This window comes from Haloarcula sp. CBA1131 (assembly GCF_008728975.1).
GTDB classification, from domain to species: domain Archaea; phylum Halobacteriota; class Halobacteria; order Halobacteriales; family Haloarculaceae; genus Haloarcula; species Haloarcula hispanica.
This window is the reverse complement of the sequence record NZ_RPCY01000001.1, coordinates 2,593,371-2,614,289: the sequence shown is the minus strand read 5'-3', so window position 1 is coordinate 2,614,289 and position 20,919 is coordinate 2,593,371. Positions and strand designations below refer to the sequence as shown.

Annotated in this window: 21 protein-coding genes; 8 read left to right on the top strand and 13 right to left on the bottom strand. The window is 66.0% G+C overall.

Annotated elements, in window-relative coordinates:
* Window positions 1–9: 9 nt before the first annotated feature.
* The 6 genes from Har1131_RS13235 to Har1131_RS13210 form a co-directional block, all read right to left on the bottom strand.
* Entirely contained in the window at window positions 10–1,833 is a 1,824-nt protein-coding gene (locus Har1131_RS13235) for an L-aspartate oxidase (RefSeq protein ID WP_151146806.1), read from the bottom strand.
* 112 nt (window positions 1,834–1,945) lie between these two features.
* Window positions 1,946–3,421: a Na+/H+ antiporter NhaC gene (gene nhaC / locus Har1131_RS13230; protein ID WP_129754886.1), complete on the bottom strand. Its 1,476-nt coding sequence runs from the start codon at window positions 3,419–3,421 to the stop codon at window positions 1,946–1,948.
* Between the two features lie 205 nt (window positions 3,422–3,626).
* Window positions 3,627–4,739 carry an ABC transporter ATP-binding protein gene (locus Har1131_RS13225; protein WP_151146803.1) on the bottom strand — a complete coding sequence of 371 codons (1,113 nt, stop codon included), beginning with the start codon at window positions 4,737–4,739 and terminating at the stop codon, window positions 3,627–3,629.
* A 25-nt stretch (window positions 4,740–4,764) separates the two neighbouring features.
* On the bottom strand, window positions 4,765–6,621 hold the full coding sequence (locus tag Har1131_RS13220) for an iron ABC transporter permease (RefSeq protein WP_151103054.1): 1,857 nt from the start codon (window positions 6,619–6,621) through the stop codon (window positions 4,765–4,767).
* A 12-nt stretch (window positions 6,622–6,633) separates the two neighbouring features.
* Window positions 6,634–7,758, bottom strand: coding sequence for a thiamine ABC transporter substrate binding subunit (locus Har1131_RS13215; protein ID WP_151146800.1), 1,125 nt, complete (start codon window positions 7,756–7,758; stop codon window positions 6,634–6,636).
* Window positions 7,759–7,821: 63 nt separating this feature from the next.
* Window positions 7,822–8,238, bottom strand: a complete 417-nt coding sequence (locus Har1131_RS13210) for a DUF5658 family protein (RefSeq protein WP_369814889.1) — start codon at window positions 8,236–8,238, stop codon at window positions 7,822–7,824.
* 67 nt (window positions 8,239–8,305) lie between these two features.
* On the opposite strand from Har1131_RS13210, the gene Har1131_RS13205 reads away from it, so the two are divergent.
* The 5 genes from Har1131_RS13205 to Har1131_RS13185 all read left to right on the top strand — a co-directional run bounded on the left by Har1131_RS13205 (window position 8,306) and on the right by Har1131_RS13185 (window position 13,008).
* Window positions 8,306–8,998, top strand: a complete 693-nt coding sequence (locus Har1131_RS13205; RefSeq protein WP_225308120.1) for a sugar phosphate isomerase/epimerase — start codon at window positions 8,306–8,308, stop codon at window positions 8,996–8,998.
* An 82-nt stretch (window positions 8,999–9,080) separates the two neighbouring features.
* The gene (gene pdhA / locus Har1131_RS13200; protein WP_014039819.1) at window positions 9,081–10,193 is read left to right on the top strand and encodes a pyruvate dehydrogenase (acetyl-transferring) E1 component subunit alpha; all 1,113 of its coding nucleotides are present in this window, start codon (window positions 9,081–9,083) and stop codon (window positions 10,191–10,193) included.
* Window positions 10,194–10,253: 60 nt separating this feature from the next.
* Window positions 10,254–10,958 (top strand): hypothetical protein, encoded by a 705-nt coding sequence (locus tag Har1131_RS13195; RefSeq protein WP_014039820.1) that lies wholly within the window; start codon window positions 10,254–10,256, stop codon window positions 10,956–10,958.
* A 173-nt stretch (window positions 10,959–11,131) separates the two neighbouring features.
* Window positions 11,132–12,457 (top strand): divalent metal cation transporter, encoded by a 1,326-nt coding sequence (locus Har1131_RS13190; RefSeq protein WP_014039821.1) that lies wholly within the window; start codon window positions 11,132–11,134, stop codon window positions 12,455–12,457.
* Complete coding sequence (locus Har1131_RS13185) at window positions 12,454–13,008, top strand: hypothetical protein (RefSeq protein WP_151146794.1); 555 nt, start codon at window positions 12,454–12,456, stop codon at window positions 13,006–13,008. The genes Har1131_RS13190 and Har1131_RS13185 overlap by 4 nt, the downstream gene beginning before the upstream one ends.
* Before the next feature lie 38 nt (window positions 13,009–13,046).
* Here the strand turns inward: Har1131_RS13185 and Har1131_RS13180 are convergent, their stop codons facing one another.
* From Har1131_RS13180 to Har1131_RS13175, 3 genes are all read right to left on the bottom strand, one after another.
* Window positions 13,047–13,295: a hypothetical protein gene (locus Har1131_RS13180; protein ID WP_050037716.1), complete on the bottom strand. Its 249-nt coding sequence runs from the start codon at window positions 13,293–13,295 to the stop codon at window positions 13,047–13,049.
* Between the two features lie 20 nt (window positions 13,296–13,315).
* On the bottom strand, window positions 13,316–13,471 hold the full coding sequence (locus Har1131_RS21810) for a hypothetical protein (RefSeq protein ID WP_008310249.1): 156 nt from the start codon (window positions 13,469–13,471) through the stop codon (window positions 13,316–13,318).
* Between the two features lie 80 nt (window positions 13,472–13,551).
* Window positions 13,552–15,468 carry a beta-CASP ribonuclease aCPSF1 gene (locus Har1131_RS13175; protein WP_146417476.1) on the bottom strand — a complete coding sequence of 639 codons (1,917 nt, stop codon included), beginning with the start codon at window positions 15,466–15,468 and terminating at the stop codon, window positions 13,552–13,554.
* 268 nt (window positions 15,469–15,736) lie between these two features.
* On the opposite strand from Har1131_RS13175, the gene Har1131_RS13170 reads away from it, so the two are divergent.
* Entirely contained in the window at window positions 15,737–16,219 is a 483-nt protein-coding gene (locus tag Har1131_RS13170; protein ID WP_064288361.1) for a hypothetical protein, read from the top strand.
* Between the two features lie 41 nt (window positions 16,220–16,260).
* Here Har1131_RS13170 and Har1131_RS13165 read toward each other — a convergent pair whose 3' ends face one another.
* Window positions 16,261–17,319, bottom strand: coding sequence for a hypothetical protein (locus tag Har1131_RS13165; protein WP_151146791.1), 1,059 nt, complete (start codon window positions 17,317–17,319; stop codon window positions 16,261–16,263).
* A gap of 110 nt (window positions 17,320–17,429) precedes the next feature.
* Here Har1131_RS13165 and Har1131_RS13160 point away from each other — a divergent pair, with 110 nt between their 5' ends.
* Window positions 17,430–17,912 (top strand): hypothetical protein, encoded by a 483-nt coding sequence (locus Har1131_RS13160; protein ID WP_225308119.1) that lies wholly within the window; start codon window positions 17,430–17,432, stop codon window positions 17,910–17,912.
* Between the two features lie 14 nt (window positions 17,913–17,926).
* Here Har1131_RS13160 and Har1131_RS13155 read toward each other — a convergent pair whose 3' ends face one another.
* From Har1131_RS13155 to Har1131_RS13145, 3 genes are all read right to left on the bottom strand, one after another.
* Window positions 17,927–19,192 (bottom strand): Dyp-type peroxidase, encoded by a 1,266-nt coding sequence (locus Har1131_RS13155; RefSeq protein ID WP_151146788.1) that lies wholly within the window; start codon window positions 19,190–19,192, stop codon window positions 17,927–17,929.
* Window positions 19,193–19,270: 78 nt separating this feature from the next.
* Window positions 19,271–19,774 carry a helix-turn-helix domain-containing protein gene (locus tag Har1131_RS13150; RefSeq protein WP_151146785.1) on the bottom strand — a complete coding sequence of 168 codons (504 nt, stop codon included), beginning with the start codon at window positions 19,772–19,774 and terminating at the stop codon, window positions 19,271–19,273.
* Window positions 19,771–20,106, bottom strand: a complete 336-nt coding sequence (locus tag Har1131_RS13145; protein WP_014039830.1) for a hypothetical protein — start codon at window positions 20,104–20,106, stop codon at window positions 19,771–19,773. The genes Har1131_RS13150 and Har1131_RS13145 overlap by 4 nt, the downstream gene beginning before the upstream one ends.
* 81 nt (window positions 20,107–20,187) lie before the next feature.
* Here Har1131_RS13145 and Har1131_RS13140 point away from each other — a divergent pair, with 81 nt between their 5' ends.
* Window positions 20,188–20,910 (top strand): hypothetical protein, encoded by a 723-nt coding sequence (locus Har1131_RS13140; protein WP_014039831.1) that lies wholly within the window; start codon window positions 20,188–20,190, stop codon window positions 20,908–20,910.
* Window positions 20,911–20,919: the final 9 nt, after the last annotated feature.

The following is a 20,919-nucleotide window of genomic DNA, read 5'->3' as shown; positions in this document are numbered from 1 at the left end:
TGGACCGCTCTATTCGAGGTGGTGATAGTCGAGTTCGTAGCCGACGTCGACCGCCTCGCTGACGGCCTCGCTCGGCTCGGCCACGCCGCGGGTCGTCAGTTCGAGCCCGGTGTCGCCGCGGTCCACGAGGATGTTCCGCCGCCACTCGGGGTCCACGCTGGGCGCGTCGGTGCGGTAGTGCGCGCCGCGGGACTCGTCGCGCTTGCGTGCGCTCAGCAGCAGGGCCTCGGCAACCGTGAGGCTGAAGAACAGATCGACGGCGAGTTCGAACGACAGGCTGGTCCGGTCGCCGTCGATACCGATGTCCCCAGTCCGTTCGCGAAGGGCATCGAGCGCGGCGAGGCCGTCCGACAGTGATTCGCCGTTACGGAGAATACCGGCGTGCTCCCACAGCAGGTCGCCGAGGTCCGCGAGTAGCCCTCCGGGCGTCTCGTCTCCGTCCGACGCCGCCAGTTCCTGCAGCGACCGGAACTCGCGCTCGGCGATGGCACGCTGACCAGCCGGCAGGGCGTCGTCGCGGTCGTCGTCTGTCACCTGCGCCGCGACGTGGTCGCCGACGAGCGCGCCGATGGCGACCGTCTCCGCCAACGAGTTCCCGCCTAGGCGGTTCGCGCCGTGGACGCCTGCGACCGTCTCGCCGACAGCGTAGAGCCCACTGACGCCGGTTTCCCCGGTCTCGAAGTCGATGTCGACGCCGCCCATCGAGTAGTGGGCGGTCGGCGCGACTTCCATCGGCTCCTCCGTGATGTCGACGCCGAGGTCCATGAACCGCTCGTACATCCGCGGCAGTCGGGACTTGATGTACTCGTCGTCGCGGTGGGAAATGTCCAGATAGACGCCGCCGTTCTCGGTCCCACGGCCCTCGCGGAGTTCCTGTGCGATGGCACGGGCCACCACGTCGCGCGCGTCGAGTTCCATCTGGTCCGGCGAGTACTCCTCCATGAACCGCTCGCCGTCGGCATTGAGCAGCCGACCGCCTTCCCCGCGGACCGCTTCGGTGACGAGGCGGCCGTCCCAGTCCTCGCCGTAGCGGTCGCCGACCATCCCCGTTGGGTGGAACTGGACGAACTCCATGTCCATCAGCGACGCGCCGGCTTCGAGCGCCAGCGCCGGGCCGTCGCCGTTGTTCTCCTCGTCGCGCGAGGAGTGGCGGTTATACAGCGCGGAGGAGCCACCCGCCGCCAGGACGACGTGATCCGACTCGAAGAGGATGAACTCGCCGCTCTCCATGTCGTAGCCGGCCGCGCCGTAGACGCGGTCGCCGTCGGAGAGCAGCCGCGTGATCATCACGTTGTCGCGGTACGGGATATCGAGCGACTGGGCCTTCGAGACGAGCGCATCCAGCATCGCCTCGCCCGTGCGGTCGCCGACGAAGCAGGTCCGGCGGAACGACTGCGCGCCGAAGTACCGCTGATTGATCTTGCCGTCCTCAGTGCGGTCGAACGCCATCCCCCAATCGTCGAGTTCCCGGATGCGGTCGGGCATATGCTTGGTCGTCAGCTCGACCGCTTTCGGGTCGTTGATGAAATGGCCCTCGTCCAGCGTATCGGCGGCGTGAATCGTCCAGTCGTCCTCGGGGTCGAGCGATCCCAGCGAGGCGTTGATGCCGCCGGCCGCCCAGGTCGTGTGTGCGTCGCCGTGGTCCCGCTTGCCGATGACCAGCGGTTCGACACCGTTCTGGGCAAGTCCGATAGCGACCCGCGCCCCGGCAGCGCCAGCGCCGACGACCAGCACTGGTACCGACACCGTCTCGTAGTCGACCGCCGGGCCTACGTCGGTCGCCCGACCGTCGGCAGCCTGCTCGCCGTCAGCGGATGGCTTCTGTGGTGTCATCGTCTAACGTAGGGGCTGTGGACTTATCAGGGCTTCGCGCGTACGCGCACGCGAGGGCCGCCAGCGTTCAGTCACGATCACACATTCACGACTGCTGGCAGCGCAAGGCGAATCAGTCCTCGCCTGCTGACACCGGCCCGGCACTACCGGACTGTCCGGGCGTGCTTTCGGCGTCGGTTCGGTCCGCATAGACGATCTGCCAGCCGGTGACCCCCATGAACAGAAGCACGAGCGGTGAGAGAAAGCCGAAGAAGTAGTACGGTGCGTATTCCAGCGTCGGGACGCCGAGCGTCCCGGCCATGAACAGACCGCCGCTACTCCACGGGATGAGCGCACTCGTCGTCGTTCCCGACGCTTCGATGGCTCGGGAGAGATTCTGACTCTTGAGCCCCTGTTCGTTGTACAGATTACCGAGCGTCATCCCCGGGACCACGATACTCACGTACTGTTCTGCTGCGAGAATGTTCATCGAAACAGCGGAAACAGCGGTCACGCCTGTGAGGCTCGCGACGTTGTGACAGAGTCGCCCGAGATGGTGAGAGAGGACCGCGAGCACGCCGGCTCGTTCGAGCAGTCCGCCCAGCGCGAGCGCGGCAATCGCAATCGTCACGATCCACGCGCCGCCGGTCAGCCCCCCGCTCTCTAGGAGTCCGTTCACGAGTTCCATGCCCGTCTCCGGCGCTGTTCCGGACTGTGCGGCCGACCAGGCGGCACCGAACCCGGTTCCCTGCACGAGCATCGAGGTTGCGACGCCAGCGAACACGCCCGTTCCGAGCGTCGGCAGTGCGGGGATGCCACGCAGCGCAAGCCCGAAGGTCACAACGACCGGTAAAAATACGAGCGGCGAGACGACGTACGTGCCCTCGATTGCCGCCTGGATGGACGCAACCCGGTCAGTAGGAATGGCCCCAGCGGCCCGCAGTCCGAGGCCGGCGTACAGGAGGACGGCAATCGTGAACGCGACGAGCGTGCCGGCCCGCATCGCGTTGATGTGTTCGTACAGGTCCGTGTCTGTCACTGCGGCGGCCAGGTTCGTCGTATCCGAGAGCGGGGACTGCTTGTCCCCCGTGTAGGCCCCGCTGAGGATGGCACCGGCGGTCATCGGCTCGGAAATACCCAGTCCCGAACCGATGCCGATGAGCGCCACCCCGAGTGTCCCGGCCGTCGTCCAGGACGAGCCGACGGCGAAGGAGATTATCGCAGAGAGGATGGCCGCTACTGGGAGAAACACTGTCGGCGTGAATAGCTCTAAACCGAAGTACATGAGGCTGGGAATCGTGCCCGCCTGAATCCACGACGCGATGAGCGCGTAGACGGTGAACATGATGAGAATTACCCGCATGCCCATGAGCAGGCTGCTGGCGATCCCGTCGTACAGGTCTTCCCACGACAGCCCGAGATGATACCGTGCGAACAGGCCGGTGAAGGCAATTCCCCAGAACAGCGGGAACTGTGGATCCAAGTCGAAGGCAATGAGGCCCACACTGAGGAACACAATCATTCCCGCAATCGGCACGAGAGCGGCACCCAGCGACGGCCGCTCAGCCGGATCGATATCGTCGAACAGCCGGGGTTCGAACTCGACCATCACTGCACCCCGTCGCGCCTAGCTGGCCGGACTCCGACATGGCTTTGGTTTGAAGCTGGGTGTTCCCGCCAGCCCTGTCGACACGCTCCGATACGCCTCTGCCGACCACCTGCGACGGCCCCGCGTGTCATATTTATATCGGCGATAACCACAGGTGGGTTAAAACAGGCTCCATTCCGGCGTGGGCGTGAGGATTGGTAGCTTACTACTGTCTGTCGACAGTGTGTGCGTCCGCCGGGTCGAAGCCGACTGTCACCGTGCCCGTCGGCGGGTCTTCGGCTCGTAACAGGATTTCTCGACCCTCCCAGTCGAGATGAACGCGCGTCGTCTCCCCGAGGAACTCCGCGCTCGTGACGGTCGCCGTCAGCGCGTTCCGGTCGGCATCGAGGGTAAGCCGCTCCGGTCGCACACAGAACGTGAGCCGGTCCCCGGCCGAGACAGCGGCCTCCGGGTCGCTGTCACCATCCAGGGCCACTGAGAGCGTCGTACTGTCGACCGTCACGTCCGCGATGGATCGTCCACTCTCGTCGCTGGAATCGTCAACCCTGTCGGTCGACCGAACTGCCGTCACCTCACCGCTGAGGACGTTGTTGTCGCCGACGAAGGTGGCGACGAACTCTGTCGCCGGCTCGCGGTAGATGGTCCGCGGCGGCGCGACCTGTTCCGGCGTCCCGTCTCGCATGACTGCCACGCGGTCTGAGACAGCTAAGGCCTCCTCCTGGTCGTGGGTGACGTAAATCGTCGTAATGCCCAGTTCCTGCTGAATCTCGCGGACCTGCACGCGCAACCGTTCCCGGAGCTTCGCATCCAGGGCGCTCATCGGCTCGTCGAGCAGGAGCACGTCGGGGCCGGGGGCCAGCGCGCGGGCCATCGCCACCCGCTGTTGCTGGCCGCCGGAAAGCGTGTCGGGGTCCCGGTCCGCCATGCCGCCGAGGTCCACCAGCTCAAGCAGTTCCCGAACCCGTGCCTCGTCGCTGCCGCCGCCGGGCGGGTCGGAGAACGAGAGGCCGTAGGCGACGTTCTCCCCGACGGTCATGTGCGGGAACAGCGCGTAGTTCTGGAAGACGACGCCCACGTCGCGGTCCTCCGGCGGGACGCCGGTGACGGACTCGCCGCCGAACCGGACTTCGCCCTGCGTGGGTTTCTCGAAGCCGGCGATGAGCCGGAGCGTCGTCGTCTTCCCGCAGCCGGAGGGGCCGACCAGCGTGAAGAACTCGCCGTCCCGAACGGAAAGCGACAGGTCCTCGACGGCGGTCGTCTCGCCGTAGCGTCTGGTGACGCCGTCGAGTTCGACGGCCGGCGGGGCGGTCCGGTTCACGGCAGCACTGTCCGACGGCGACTCCTTAGAACCCAACGTCGTCACCCCCCAGCCGGTCGATGAGCAGGAAGCTCGCGCTTGTGACCACGAGCAGGACGACGCCCATCGCTGTCGCGGGACCGAGCCGGCGGCCGATGAACCGCTCGATGGCGATGGGCATCGTGAACTGGTTCGTTCCCGAGGCGAGGACAATCGTCGCCGAGAACTCCCCGATAGAGATAGCGAACGCAAAGGCGGCCCCAGCGATGACCGCTGGCCACACGAGCGGCAGTTCGATGTCCAGCAGCGCTCTGGCACGCGGCGCGCCGAGCGCGCGGGCGGATTCGACCAGCGTGTGGTCGACTCCCTCGAGTCCGGGCGCGACCGTCCGGACGACGAACGGGTAGCCGGCGACGGCATGGGCGGCGACGATGGCGAGGCCGCCGCCGACGGCGAGACGAGTGTCGCTGACTTCGACGCCGAAGACGAGGCCTCGGAGCAGGCCGAGGCCGACGACGATGCCAGACACGGCCAGCGGGGCCATCGCCACGGCGTCGACGAGCTTCCGACCGCGGTAGTCCCGGGTCGTGAGGACGGCCACGACGACGCCCATCGGCAGGGCAACGGCGAGCGAGGCGACCCCGAACAGCAGTGAGTTCCTGACCGCATCCCACGGCTGGACCTGGAACGATGCGCCGGTCGTCTGGCGGTCGATGAGGAACTGATAGTTCGCCAGCGTCAGCCCCTCCGGGCCGCTGAGGCTGGCGAGCACCATGCTCGCTATCGGCGCGACGAACACCGCCAGCGCGACGACGGCGTAGACGGCGAGCCCCAGCCGGGGGAGCAGTTCCCGGACCGAGAACGACGGCGGTGTCAGCGGCCGCCGCGGAAGCGGTCGAATCCCCCGCGACCGGACAGTATGCTTGGCCTCGTACCGGAGGTACGCGTACAGCAGCCCCAGCGAGATGCCGAGTTCAATCAGCGCGAGGGCGGCCGCCTCGGCGTACTCCAGGTCTCGGATGAGCCGGTAGACGAACACCTCGACGGTCGCCAGCTGGAACCCGCCCAAGGCGAGGACGATGGGGAACGTACTGAAGGTGAACACGAACGTCAGTGCTGCGCCCATCAGCACCGACGGGTACAGCTGCGGGGCGACCACGTCGCGGAACGCTCGGACGGGGCTCGCGCCGAGGCTCCGGGCCGTCTCGACCGCACTGGCGTCGACGGACTCCCAGGCGGCGGTGGTCACCCGTGCCACGAGCGGGGCGTTGTAGAACGCGTGAGCGATGACGACGGCCTCCAGCGTGAACAGGAGATTGACCTGTCCCAGACCGAGCGCGCCGAGCACGGCGTTGAGCGTCCCGTTCCGGCCGAACGTGGCGACGAAACCGACGCCGACCATTATTGACGGGAGAACGAACGGGAGAATCGTCAGCGACCGGAGCGTCCGCCGTCCCGGGAACTCAAACCGGGCCAGCAGGTACGCCGCTGGCAGGCCGAGAGCGACGCTGGTGACGGTCGAGAGGGCCGCCTGATACGCCGTGAAGCCGATGACGCCCAGCCGCCGGTCCGACGACAGGACGCTCTCGATGACGGCCCCCACTGGTTCGCCGGCGAGCAACCGCGCCGGCTCTCCGAGGTAGAACGGATCCCGCAGTATCGAGACGAACACCCGGCCCGTCCAGCGGCCGTCGACGAGGACGCTGTCGATGAACACCGTCGCCACCGGGTAGTAGAAGATGCCGAGCAACAGCGCGATAGTGGCGACCGCGAGCCCGACGATTGCCCGACGCTCGATAGTGTTGCGGACGGTTCGGCCTCGCTTGCTGGATGGACTACTCGCTGTCTCTGTCATCTTTTCGCTGTCGGCACCATCCGCGCCGCCGTCGAAATCTCGGGCCACAGTCGGTCGTCGTTAGTTCGAGGCGAACTGCCGTTCCCAGTCGGAGATCCAGCCCGAGACGGAGCCCTTGAGTTCGTCGTAGCCGAACGTGACCGGCTCCGGGGGCTCCTGAGCCAGTTCGGCGTAGTCCTCGGGGAGGTCGGCGGATTCGGTCGCCGGGAACTGGACGTTCCGGACGGCGGTTTCGCCCTGAATCTCCGGGCGCAGCAGGAAGCCCATGAACTCCCGGGCGAGGTCGGGCGTGTCCGCTCCATCGAAGACCGCCATCCCTTCCGGGTTGGCGTAGCCCTGGTCGTTCAGGAAGCGGATCTGGTGTTCTTCCAGATTGGCGTCGTTCTGGTCCGCGAACACCTGGTCGGTGGAGTAGGAGACGACCATCGGCGCTTCGCCGCCCGACCACGCACTGTAGGCATCGCTCCATGAGCCAAGCACCCGAACGTCGTTCTCTTGCAGGTCGCTCCAGTAGTCCAGATAGCCGTCCGGGCCGAACTGCTTGACCGTGTGCAGCAGGAACGCCCGGCCGGTAGCCGAACTGGACGGATTCTGCGTGATGAGGTCGCCGGCGTGTTCCTCCGCAAGCAGGCCGTCGAAGGTCTCCGGTGCTGTGGTCTCCGTGCCGTCGAACACCAGGCTGATGTAGCCGGTGTCGTAGGGTATCGCCCGGCCGTCGGGGTCGAACTGCAGCCCCGGTTTGATGTCGTCCTGGCCGGCCACGTCGCCGACCCCGGGGAACAGCCCGTCGTCGAGGTTCTCGTCGACCCGGACGAGGTGGTCCGTGTTCAGCCCGAGGTACATGTCGGCCTCGATGTCGACGCCGGCGTTCCGGCGTTCGATGTAGTGGTTGACCTCGTTGCTCGGCGTCTGCCAGATCAGGCGGGCGTCGAACTCCTCCTCGAAGCGCTGTTTCACCCACGCGCCCGGACTCGTCGACGGCGAGTCGACGAAGGCGCTGTAGGTTCCGACGACGAGCGTTTCCTCTACATCGCCGGCGTCGCCGGTACTCGTTCCGGTCGCAGTCGACTCGTCCGTACTCGATGCCTCGGTGCTCGACTCGTCGCTACCGCCCAGCCCGGCACAGCCGGCAAACGAGACGGACACTGTCACACCGGCCGCTGTCAGGAAGGAACGTCTATCCATTACTCCGTGGTCACACCCAGTGGTACTTAACGCCGGTGTTCCCGAATCCTAACGCGTCACCCCTCAAAACACCGCAACAGCCGTTATCACCCCGCGGTACTGCAGGATGGTGACGGCGTTGTAAGCAACGACCGCGAGCGTCACCACGGCGAACAGGGCGAGAAACACCGTCGCGTTGTGTTCGGAGAGCAGTCGCCACCCGGCGACCAGCCACAGCATCGCCCCGAACTTCACCAGCCAGAGGCCCGCCAGCCCGAACTCCGCGAGCATCGTGCTGACGACGACGTTCCCCTCTTGCAGTCCGACCGTGAGCCCAGTCATCGTCAGGAGGATGTCCCCGACTGTTGCGACGAGGATGACGGTCCAGAGTACTGCATGTGTGTGCGACAGGTGGTGTTCCCACCAGAGTGTCACCGCACTCTCGTCCGTCTCCGGGTTCGCTTTGCCGGGCATCACCGACATATTGGACGGAAACAGCATGAATACTCGGGCCAGTCGTGTCGACGAAGGGACTGTTTTATTTTCGCCGTCGTGGAATCTCCCTCCAATGAATATCGTCGGCAAGTGCCCGCCGACCACAGCCAAGCTCGACGCCGCGGCCGACCGGGGCTTCGACAGCGTGGAACTCCACCTCCGGCCGTCGGACCTCGACGATGTCGGGGCTACAGCGGCGATGGTCAAACAGTCACCCGTCTCGGCGGCGTCGGTCCACACGCTTCACGCTCGCCCGGACGATCCGGAACCGTTCCGCCGGAGCGACGCGCTTGCCGAGCGACTCGACGCTTATCTCGTTGTCCACAGCCAGTACGCCCAGCACACGCACACCGCCCTGCTGGACAGCTACGACTTTGCCGCCCCCTGCGGCTACGAGAACAACCCTGGCGCGAGCCAGTTCTCGCTGGCGAATCTACTGCTCGACCGCAGCCACGATCTGGTGCTCGATACGGCCCACCTGTTCATGTCCGAGCCAGCGTATCTGGAGTCACTCTCGGACCTCTTGAAAAGCTACGGCGACCAGATTCAGGTCGTCCACTTCACCGACGGAACGCTGTTGAACGACGGCCTCCCCTTCGGCGACGGGGAGATACCCCTCGAACGAACAGCCGAAATTTTGGCTTCGGAGTTCGACGGCGACGTCGTGCTTGAAGTCATGCCCGACGACCAAGCCGACGCCCGCCAGCGCGCTGGAGTGGCTCAACTAAGCGGCGATGGCGGCCGTGGTCTGGGAAAAGGTCATTGAGACTGACGAATCCTTGTTCCGTCAGTGAATCAGGGCTCAGACACACCTTTTTGCCAGTCCGCACCGAGTGTGGTGATACGACATGGCAACCGACGTGCTCGATAGGGCGTACGACGACCAGGCGCAGGCGCTGGACGCCGATGGCGAGATCGTCGACCCGGACCTCATCCCAGACCTCTCTGACGAGAAACTGGTTTCGATGTACCGCGATATGCGCTTTGCGCGGCAGTTCGACGAGCGGATGATAAGTCTCCAGCGGCAGGGTCGGCTCGGCACCTACTCCTCGCTGGCGGGCCAGGAAGGGTCTCAGGTCGGGTCGACGTACGCGCTGGCCGACGAGGACACAATCTTCTATCAGTACCGGGAACACGGCGCGCTCGTCGCCCGCGGGCTCCCCTGGGAGTACGTCCTCTACTGGATGGGCCACGAAGCGGGCAACGCCGCTCTCGGCGACGTGAACGTGTTCCCGCTGAACATCTCCATCGGTGCACACCTGCCCCACGCCGTCGGGTGGTCGTGGGCGGCAAAGCGAAAGGGCGACGAGCGCGCCGGTATCGTCCACTTCGGCGACGGGGCCACCAGCGAAGGGGACTTCCACGAGGCGATGAACTTCGCCGGCGTGTTCGAGACACCAACGGTGTTCTTCTGTAACAACAACCAGTGGGCTATCTCCGTCCCGCGGGAGCGCCAGACCGCCAGCCAGACGCTGGCGCAGAAGGCCGACGCCTACGGCTTCGACGGCGTGCAGGTCGACGGGATGGACCCGCTGGCGACCTACACCGTCACCGAGGCCGCACGGGAGCGGGCCGTGGGAGCCGACGGACAGGAGCGGGGACCCGTTTTCATCGAAGCCGTCCAGTACCGCTTCGGCGCACATACGACCGCCGACGACCCGGACGTGTACCGGGACGACGCGGAGGTCGAGCAGTGGCGCGAACGCGACCCGCTGGACCGCATGGAGCAGTTCCTCAGGAACTGCAATCTGCTGGACGACGAGAAGATCGACGTGATGGACGACACCATCGACGAGCAACTCGGCGAGATTATCGACAACGCGGAGGCTCACGCCGCTGAACCGACGGATCTCTTTACCGACGTGTACGCCGAGTCCACGCAGAACATCGACGAGCAGCAGGAGTACTTCGAGGCGCTCCGCGAACGCCACGGCGACGACGCCTTGCTGGAGTCAGAGTAGCCGACCGAGCCTGTTATTGCCGTCCCGTCGCTTCCGTCTACTGTGACAGAGTGGCCACCGGTGGACCCTGCCGACGCAACGGCCGTTGCACAGCAGCGTGACGAACTGGTCGCGGCGGTCCGGGACCACGCCGGACAGGTCGCCTACCAGCTCGCCCGGCTGGAAGGCGGCGACTACGGGCAGGCGGACATCGAGACCGACCGCGGCGAGTGGACCGTCAAGTACGAGGGCGGCGATCTGGAGTATCTGCGGTTCTCGCCGTCGCGCGGCTCGGACACGTACGTCATCTCGACCAAACAGCCACCCGAGCCGGAGCCGCTGGCCGCCGCACTCGCCGACTACGACGCCTTCGTCGAGGGGTTCAACGACTACGTCGCGTCGCTCGACGGCGTGCTCGACGACGTATCGACCGAGTTCCCGGAAATTGCCACCACCGACGGCGTCGTGGCCGAGCGCGACCGTGTCCTCGGCCGCATCCGCGAGATTTGCGACCAGATTGCCCGGGAACTCCAGCGCTACGAGGGCGGCGACTACGGGACCTTCACCGACCGAATCGGCGGCACGCGCTGGGAACTCAAATGGGACACCGACGGCGCGTCGTACCTCCGGGTCGGCGGGAGCAACGGGCTCTATCTCCTCTCGCAGTACGAACCGCCGTCGGCCGCCGACATCCGGGAGTACGCCCCCCAGTTCGCGGATTTCGTCGACGCCTACAACGACCACGTCGACGAACTGGAATCGGACCTCGGAACCGTTGAACTCTGAGTCGGAGCGGTCTGTCCTGCTCTCGGTAGCGTTCCGCTCGGTGAGCGTGTGGTGTGTCAATTCGGCCAGCGCTGTCATTTTCGCATAATCGCTTTACTGAAGTCGAATTACCGTAGAATACCACCGAACAATATGTCGGCAGGGTTTTCAGGGGGCCTCACCCAAGCCGGGGTATGAGTTCGACCGAAACCGTCGACAGTTCGGCTGTTAGCAAGGGAACACTCGGTGAATACGCCGAAGCGATGGGGCCGTCCTGGATCGCGGGTGCAATCGCCGCCGGCCCGGCGACGATTGCCAGCCTCGTCACCGCTGGCGGTGCGTTCGGCTACAGCCTCCTGTGGGTCGTCGTCCTCTCCGCGGGGGCGGGGGCGCTGGCCCAGTACCTCGCGATGCGGCTGGGACTGCTGACCGAACGGGGCATCGTCGCCGTCGTCGAGGAGCACCTCGGCGACGCGTGGGCGTGGCTGCTGGTCGGCGACGCGGTGCTTGCGGCCGGCGTGGCACAGCTCGTAATCATGAAGACCGTCGCCACGGTCTCGGCGACGGTGACCGGTATCGACGCGCGTATCTGGGGCGTCGCCTGGGCGCTCGTTCTGGCGGCGGGGCTGGCCGGCGGCGGCTACCGGTTCCTCGAACTGGCCGCAAAAGTCCTCGTCCTGCTGGTCGTCGTCGCGTTCGTCGCCAGCCTGTTCGTCGTGCCAATCGACGCTGGCGCGGCGGTGAACGGACTGGTCCCGTCCGTCCCGTCCGGGAGCGCGCTGGTTGCGGCCGGCATCCTCGGCGGCGCGGTCCACATCACGCTCATCACGATGCACTCCTACACGATGCGGGCCCGAGGCTGGACCCGCGAGGACTACGACCTCGCGACGGTCGACGTCGGGGCGTCGATGCTGGTGGCGTTTGGGGTCTACAGCCTCGCTATCTTCCTCGTTACGGCGAGTGTGCTCACCTCCGGCGACCTTACGACGGTCGGCGCTGCGGAGGCCCTCGGTCCATTGGTCGGCGACAGCGCTCGCTGGCTGTTCCTGCTCGGCCTCTGGGGCGCGGCCGTGTCGACGCTTGGCGGCAACACCATCGTCCCGCCGTTCCTGCTCGCCGACAAGCTCGGCTGGGGCACCACTATCGAGGATAACCGTTACCGCGGCCTGCTCGCCGCCGTTGCGCTGCTGTCTGCTCCGGGCGCGTTCATCGGCGGGAACGTGCTCGGCCAGCTCGTCCTCGTGCTTGCGCTCGGCACCGTCGGCACCCCGTTCGTCATTGCCCTTGTCCTCTACCTCCTGAACTCCGACGCGGTCCCGGAGTCGAACTCGCTGGCGGCGAACGCCGGCGGGCTGGCGCTCATCGCAGTTTCGGGCGGGCTCGCCGGGAACTTCGTCGTCGAACAGCTCGGCGGCGGCGTCGGCCCGCTCTCCGGGTTCGTGCTGGCGTTTGCCATCGTCCTCGGCCTCGCCATGGCCGGCCTCGGCGGGAAGTTCCTCCGGGAGGAACTCCTCGCGTGACCGGCATTGGATTCCCACTCTCTGGGTCGACGCTCGTCACCGGTCCCTCCAACGCCGGCAAGACGCGGACGACCGCTGCCGCCATAGAGGCATGGCTCGACCGCGAGGGCACCGAGGGCGTTGTCGTCCTCGATTTCGCGCCCGAAATCGAACTGGACGGGACTGTATTAGGCGGCCGTCTTGATCGATTTATCAGCGTCCCGGAGTCGGTCTGGGTCGGCCGGATCGACGCCAGTGCGCCCCGCGCCGAGAGCGAGACGGCCGAGCAGGCGGTCGCACTCGCCCGGGAAAACGCCCGCCGTGCCGAGCGACAGATTGACGCGCTCCCGGAGAATCCCCGCGCGGTGTTCGTCAACGACGCGACGATTCCGTTCCAGCACGACGCCGCTGCGGTCAGCCGGCTCACTGGATACTGCGACCGGGCGGACGTGGCTGTCCTCAATGCCTTCGACAGCGACGAACTGGGCGTCGATGACCCGGTGTCCCGGGCCGAACGGGACGCGCTCGATAGGCTCCGGCGCTGGGCCGACCGGATCGTCGATCTGTCGTAGCGTCCCGTCGAACGGTGACCGGACGCGTCAGCGGCTGGCTACGACCCGCCGCGTTTCCGGAACCAGACGCGCTCGCCGACCGGATCTTCGTCGTCGCCGATGTCGAGCCGACTGACGAACAGGTCGCGAATGGCCATGGTGACGACGAGTTCAGTCGGCGCACCGGACTTGTTTTCGACGGTGACGACACAGTGGCCGTCTCGCTCCGCTATCTCGGTGATTGTACCGACGGTCCAGCTGTCGCGGTGGTGTGACGGTTCCTGCGCGTGAATGCGGTCGTGATTCATCGGGACTGCTGTGAGTTATCTCACCGGTTCCACTCGTAGAACCACCACGCGCCGCCGAGCACCATCAGGCCGATACCCAGCGTGGAGGTGGCCGGCTCAGGGATGATGAACAGTACGAGCCCGATGAGTACCATCCCGACCGGTTCGAGTTCGTCGAGATACTGGATGATGTCCATACGCGGTAGTTCACCCGCCTGCCGTATAGAGGTTCGTCCGGCTATCGGGGAGTGAGAACGAACCGGGAACGGCGACTGGATCAGCGGAAGCGGAACGTTTCGAGGTTCTCCGGCGCGAAGGTCCGGATGTTCTGGTCGTGGTACAGCGACGAGGAGAGGTCCTGTGTCGCGGATTCGTCGCCGTGGACACAGAGGATCTTCTCGGGTCGGGGGTTCATCGTCTTCACGAAGTTTTCCAGTCCCTGTCGGTCGGCGTGGCCGGAGAAGCCGTCGACCGTCTCGACGGTCATCTCCAGCGGGACCGTCTCGCTGCGCCCGTTGCCGCCGACGGGCGCCTCGTCTACGCCGCGCTGGATACGATTACCAAGCGTTCCCTGCGCCTGATAGTCGACGAAGGTAAGCGTCGAATCCGGGTCGGGGCCGAGCTGTTCGAGCCAGGACATGACCGGCCCGCCGGTGAGCATCCCCGAAGTAGAGAGGATGATAGCGGAATCGCCATCGGCGATCTCCTGTCGTTCCTCGTCCCCGCCGTCGATGTGGTTGAACTGATCGGCCAGGAACGGGTTCTGGTCTTCGTCGAAGAGACGGTCCTGCAGACCGTCGCGGAGATACTCGGGGTAGGTCGTGTGAACGGCCGTCGCCTCCCAGATCATCCCGTCGAGGTGGACCGGCATCTCGGGGATGTCGCCGTTCCGCATCGCCTCTTCGAGGACGAGCATGAGTTCCTGTGACCGCCCGACGGCGAAGGTCGGAATGAGCACTTTCCCGTCGCGGTCGTAGGCGTTCTGGATGATCTGTTTGAGCTTTCGCTCTGAGTCTTCCTGATCGGTCTGGTAGTCGTTGCGGCCGCCGTAGGTCGACTCCAGCACGAGCGTTTCCACCCGCGGGAAGTCGTTGACCGCGCCGTCGAACAGGCGCGTGTCGTCGTAGTGGATGTCGCCGGAGAAGGCGACGTTGTACAGGCCGTCGCCGACGTGGAAGTGACACACCGACGAGCCCAGAATGTGGCCGGCGTTGTGCAGCGTCAGTTTGATGTCGGGCGCGATGTCGGTCACGTCGCCGTACTCCAGCGGGATGGTGTGTTTGATGGCTTCGCGGACCATCTCGGAGTCGTACGGCGGGGTCCGACCGTCGTCCGCGGCAGTGTCCAGATAATCCAGCGTCAGCAGGCCCATCAGGTCCCGCGTCGGCTCGGTGCAGTAGATTGGGCCGTCGTAGCCGTACTCGAACAGCAGCGGGACCAGCGCGGAGTGGTCCAGATGCGCGTGGGTCAGGACGACGGCGTCGATGCCGTTGGTCCCGGCCCCGAACGCCTCCGGAATGTCCAGATACGGCTGCTCGCCGTTGGCACCGGGCTTGTTACCGCAGTCGATGAGGATTCGCGTGTCCGGCGTCGAGAGGATAAAGGCGGCGCGGCCGACCTCTCGGCAGCAGCCCAGCGTCGTGATGCGGACGTACTCGTCGTCGGACATCGGCTCGCGGTGGATCTGCCGGCCGACGCGTTCGAGGATGTCCCGGCGGTCCTCGCGCTCCTGTTTGAGGAAGTTCCGGACGTTCTCGACCGTCGAGGACTCGATGGGGGGCGTTCGAACGACTTCGGGCGTCCAGCCGACCTCTTGCGTGATGTCACGCAGGGTCGAGCCGCGCCGGCCAATGACGACGCCGGGCTTCTGGGCCTGGACGACGACTTCGCCGGTGTCGGTGTGGAAATTCAGGTCCATGACGCCGGCCTCCTCGGGGATGAGTTCCCGAATCGCCTCCTCAGCCTCGGCTGGCGGGGCCAGTACGTCCGGGTCCGGGCGGACCGTGATTCGCTTGCGGAGTTTCGACGCGAGCCGGCGAACGAGGTCGCTGTTCGCGGCGAACTCCTTCGGGTCCCGCGTGTATATGACGAGTTCCGGTCCCTCGTACGTGACATCCGAGACGGAGATACGGCGCGGGACTTCCTCGTCGATCGTTGCCTTCACGTCTTCGAGTTGCTTGTCTACAGTGCTCATAGCTCAAAACGGGGTGTCATCCCGGTAGCGGGGCCGTCCACGGCTGGCGCGGGCCGACCTGGTGCCGCGGGATGTACGCTCTCTAATAAAGTCATCAGTTATCGGTGAGTTGCCTCCGGACGTGGAGAGATGTCCGGAAAACCGTCCTCTATTTCTCAGTATTCCCCTCGTGTTATAAAAGCCTTCGCAATACGGAGGGTAGGGGGCCGGACCGTGGTCGACGCGCTGTTGCCCAAAGGAGTAAACGCACACCGTGTGAGACGCCGCCATGCGACTGACACCGGACACAGTCCGCGACGAGTACGAATGGGTACAGGACCGTCGTAGCGACGTCGTCCCGCTGGTGAACGAAACGCGAGCCCATCTCGGGTCCCAGTTCGACGTCGACGTCGAGCCGCTCACAGACGACGCCTACACGGCCGCCATCGACGAGGTGTTCGCCGACGGCGACCGTGCGGTCAACGTCGCCGCGCTGGTTCATCTGCTTCGAGAACTGGACGTCGAGAGCGATTACCCGGGCTTCGTCGTCGACGAACTGCTGGGCCGTGAGCTGGCAGCGATGATTGCCGGCGAGCAACCGCTCCGGCTGCTCGCGGAGGCCACCTTCCACGTCGCGGACGTGCGAACCCACGGGGACGACACAGCGGCCGCGGGTGCTGACGACCTCGACGCCGCACTCGCGGCCGGGGTTCAGACGCGGGTCCCGGGCTGGCCGTGGCAACAGACGGAGAGTCCGTTCGCCGTGGAGTGAGCCATGGTCCGCTCTCGCAACCGAACGACTGGTCGAGGCGGTCAGCCTCCCGAAAACGAGAACGAGGGTGTCGTCAGGAACGCCGTCTCGTACCCCTCGTGGCGGGACACCTGTGGCGGGGCGACGACGTCGACACCGACAGACGGCTCCTGGGTCGCCGTCTCGACGACTGCGCCGTAATGATACCCGAGTTCGGGGTGGACCCCAGCGGTCAGCGCGTCGTCGAACACCGTTTCGCCGTCGGCCTCAACACTCCCGTCGAGGGACATCATCGGGAGGGGAACGCGGTTGTACGGCGTCCGAGCCGAGACGGCGAGATACGACTCGCCATCGGAGAGGAACGCGGCGTCCTGTACCCACGTCACGGCGTACACGCCGTCGCTCCCTTTGTCCGTCCCGAGGACCGTTCCGGGCAGGGCCGACACTTCTGGGACCTGCGATGTCGGTACCATGTCCATGTTCATCAGGTCGACCGCCCCGCGCTCGCCCTGCGAGTCCGGGAACTCCTCGAAGGAGAGCTGGTCGCGGGTGGACTGTGCGAAGTCGAACTCGACCGTTGCCTCGCCGGCCTCGCCGAACCGACCGTCGAAGCCCCCCAGTCGGCGTTCCCCCATCCCGTTGACGCGGACGGAAAGCTGGTAGACACCGTCGCCGTCGAGCGCGTAGTTGTCGCCGTAGTGAAAGCCCATGTTCTGGGAGATCATCGGCCACGGGGACTTGTCGGCGACCGTCTCGCCGTCGCGTTCGATGGTGATCGAGAGGCCGGCAGACACCGGCAGGACCATCTCCGTCTCGGGGTCCCAGATGGTCGCCATCAGGTGGACGCTGTCCTCGCTCCGGATGTCGACCTTCTCGGCCGTCGTCCCGGTGACCGTCCAGAAGCGGTGGGGAAAGGAGTAGCTCAGCCCGACCATGTACTCGCCTGCCTGTGCCATCCCAGCCATCCCCATTCCCTCAGCGTGGGTGGGGCGATACGTGGCGTCGGGGCGGTTCTCGACCAGCGGCGGGGCGCGTGTCGACTGGGAACTCAGCGAACCACACCCCGCCAGGACCGTCGTGCCGGCGAAAGCGGCACTGGCGAGGAACTCTCGGCGATTCATGGACCGCCTTTGGGTCCTCATCTGAAAGACCGTTCTGGTACGATAGCCGAATGTCGTGGCGAGACCGAAACGGCACAAGATATTTGCTATCGGTCGGTGCAATCCCGGCCGTGTCCTCCAGAATCGCCCGCACTGCGGTCCTCGGCTTCGTCGTCCTGACCGCGGGATGTTTCGGCGCGCCGTCGCCGGGGTCACCGGCCTCGTCAGAAACAGCGACGACCGCTCCGCCCCTGACAGGGACTGTCGAGTTCCATGACGGTCCGAAGGACCCGCCCGACCGACCCGCGACACTGAACGAGTCCTCCGCCCGTGAGTTCGTGTCCGAGTACCAGTACCGGACCGTCTACAACGGTCTGTGGCAGGGCGAACACACCGAGATGAGCCTCGATTGCCGCGTCGACAACGTCACCGAGCGGTCGTGGGGGTACGACGTCGTCATCACCTGTACAGGGTCGTCGACGACCGACCCGCCGGCCGGCTCAACGGCGACGGACGGCCCGATATCCGACTACTTCACCCAGTCGTATCGCTACAGCGTCAGCGCCGATGGCCTATCCCGTGAATCAGTCGAGAACCGCGACCCGGTATCCTGACGGCACCAGGCCAGTCAGGCCGGGTCGGCCGGCGGGAGCGCCCGCAGGGCACGCGGCGGGAGCAGGTAGTTCCCGCGCCGAGTGACTGTCATGTACTGGAGAATGCCGTTGTTAACCCGCTGGCCGACAGCCGAGTCGGTAGCGACGTCCGTTCCGTTCATCGCCTGTTTCGTCGCGACGAAGTCGGCGATAGAGCGCTGCAGCGAGAGGAAGTGCAGCCCCGCTTCGCCGCCGTCGGTCGAACTGAAGTCCCGGCGGAGGATGGTCGGTGTTCCGTCGTCCCTGACGCGGGACATCTTCTGTGCGTGACCGACGACGCCCTCCCGTCGGCCGCTGTCGACCACGTCCTCGGGACACTCGCCGGCACCGTTGTCGGTGCCGAGGTTCTCGCCGACGCCTTCGACCCTGTCCTCGTCAGCGTGGGCCGGACAGAACATCTTCGAGACGCGCTGGTCCCGAGAGTCCTGTTCGTACCACTGCTGGAGCTGCAGCCGGATTTTCGAGAGGTGCTGGGTCGCGCCGCCGGCAAACGGTCCCGAATCGACCGTCACGCGGTCCTCGGAGGCCTGGTTTTCCTTGAACCCGGATTTGAACCCCATGAACAGCGGGGCCTCTTCGGGGACCGGGTCGGAGTCCGGAACCCCGTCGACGTCCTGGTTCTCGGCGGGGAGGCCGGCCCCGACGAACCCCGTCCGTCGCTCTGCCTCGCGCAGGACGCCCTCGAAGGTAGCGCTCATCTCGTGGTCGTTCGCAGTGTCCCGATTCCCCTTCAGTGCTTCTTCGGCCTCGATGACGGCTCGCTCGTCGTCACTGGCGAGGTGCAGGAGCGCGTCGGGCGTGTCGAGTTCCGGGTCTTCGAAGGGGGCAAGCGCCATCGGCTCTGGCAGGTCGACGCCGGCTACGTCGGCTTCAAAGCGGTCGAAGTAGGCCGGGCTGTACCCGAGCGTGAACAGTAGCCCCTCGTTGCTCCACTCGTAGGCCTGTTCGAGGTCGCGGAGCGCCGTATCGACCTGCTCGCGGTCGGCATCCGTCGGCGTTCCGTCGCCGGTGTAATCCAGCAGCAGGAGGACGTGGTGGCGCGACAGTCGGTGGTTCCCGGCGTCGTCGGTCGCCAGCGACGCGTCCCAGGCGTGCTGACGCGCCGGGAGAGACGAGGGGTCGTCGGTTCCCTTGGGTACCGTCCCCGACCCGCGGTCGAGACAGGCGGCCAGCGCCGCGGTGCCGCCGATGGCGACGGCGCTCTTGGCGAACTCGCGTCGGGAAATTCCGCGTTCAGTCATCACCCACCCTATGGACTGCCCGTGCAATTGGGTTGTGGTACGGGACTCGAAATCAGCCACTGTCCGCGGATAGTCGAACTAGCTGCTCTCGAAGAGTCGGTCGAGTAACCGGGTGAAGCGGTCCGACAGGCGGTCGGGGGCCGTGGGGTCCACCGTCGCGAGCAGCTCGACCGTCTGGTCACGCCGACAGAGCGCCAGCGTCACCCGTCCACCGTCCCGACGCTTTTCGACGATATCGTGTTCGACCAGGCCGCTGAGGTGGTGTTCGAGCGTGCTCCGAGCGATGTCGAGGTGGTCGGCCACTTCGCCGGGGCGATCGGCTTCGCGCTCTACGAGCGTGACGAGAACGTCTCTCGCCGTTTCGCGACGGAGGAAGGCGATGGCGTGGCGCTCCCAGGGGTCGAACGACGCCGTGTAGTAGTGCGTGCGCCCGTTGATCGACTCGCTGGTGATGCGGTCGAGTCGGCCCAGATGGTACTGTACCTGTCCCGTTGCGAGGTCCAGCGACCGGGTTAGCTCCCGGAAGTGAACTCCCGGATTGGACTCGATGTGCCGGTAAATCCGCGCTCTGGTGTCGCTCATAGCCCCTCCTCGTCGAGGCGTTTCTCGACTGTCCGGGCGTAGTACACTGCACCGAGGACGAGGACGACAAAGAGGGTATCGAGCGCGTGTTCGAGGAAATGGTGGGTCGGTCCTGAGACCAGTGCGAATCCGGACAGCAGCGCGATGAGTGGGCGGGCAAACAGCGCGGCGAGTGCGAGCACAATCAACAGATACGCACGCGTCCCGCGCTGGCGGTACGCGACCAGGGCAAGCCCACACAGGACCGCCCCGGCCACAGCGGAGAGGACGACGACGGCGGCGATGTCCCAGCTCCCGGCACCGAGATGGCCCCCAATACTGAGCGGTTTCATCAGGCGTTTACTTCGGAACCACGGTGCCTCAGTCGTTCGGTTTTGCGCGACTTTTTTATCGGACCGCTGAGACGTGGCGGTATGGACTGCATCGGCTTCATCTGCGAGCCTGAACACCCGGTGTTCGGTGCCGTCGCAGAGCGGCTCTCCGCCCGGGGGTTCGACGTCCAGTTTCTCCGCCCCGGAAACCCGGTGGCCAGAGCCGATATCGACGACCTGGCCGCACTCGTCAACACGACGCTCCGGCCCGAGTCGTTCAGCGCCCTTCGCTACGCCGACAGGGTCGGCGTCGAGACGTGGAACGGGTTCCTGCCGACGACGGCGCTGGCCTGCCGACTCGTCGCCCTCCACGGGCTGGAGCAGGTCGGCTGTCAGGTCCCGACCGTCTGGTTCGAAAAGCCGGATCACGACTACATCGCCCGGACTCGCTACGCCTGGGACGGGATACCGGCGAACAGTGACGAGGGCGATTTCTACCAGGCCCGGGTTCGGGAGGAGCCGGTGGAGTACAAGTACTTCGCCGTCAACGACGGCCGCGAAACCCATCTGCGGGCGATTCAGGTCCGGTCGGAAGTGTCCGGGCTGGACCACGTCATCAGCGAGGAGACTGTCGAGGTGACGCTCGCGGCCCGCGTCCGGGAGTTGCTGGACCGCTTTGGCGCGCGGGCACTCTGTGTCGAGTTCGTCGAGAGCAAGGAAGGGTTCTACGCGCAGGCTGTCGACCCCGCGCCGGGATTCACCGGGACGGGAATGGAACGCCGTGTCGCTGACTCTATCGCCTCGCTGACGACAATCGGTGCCTGAGTGTCGGCG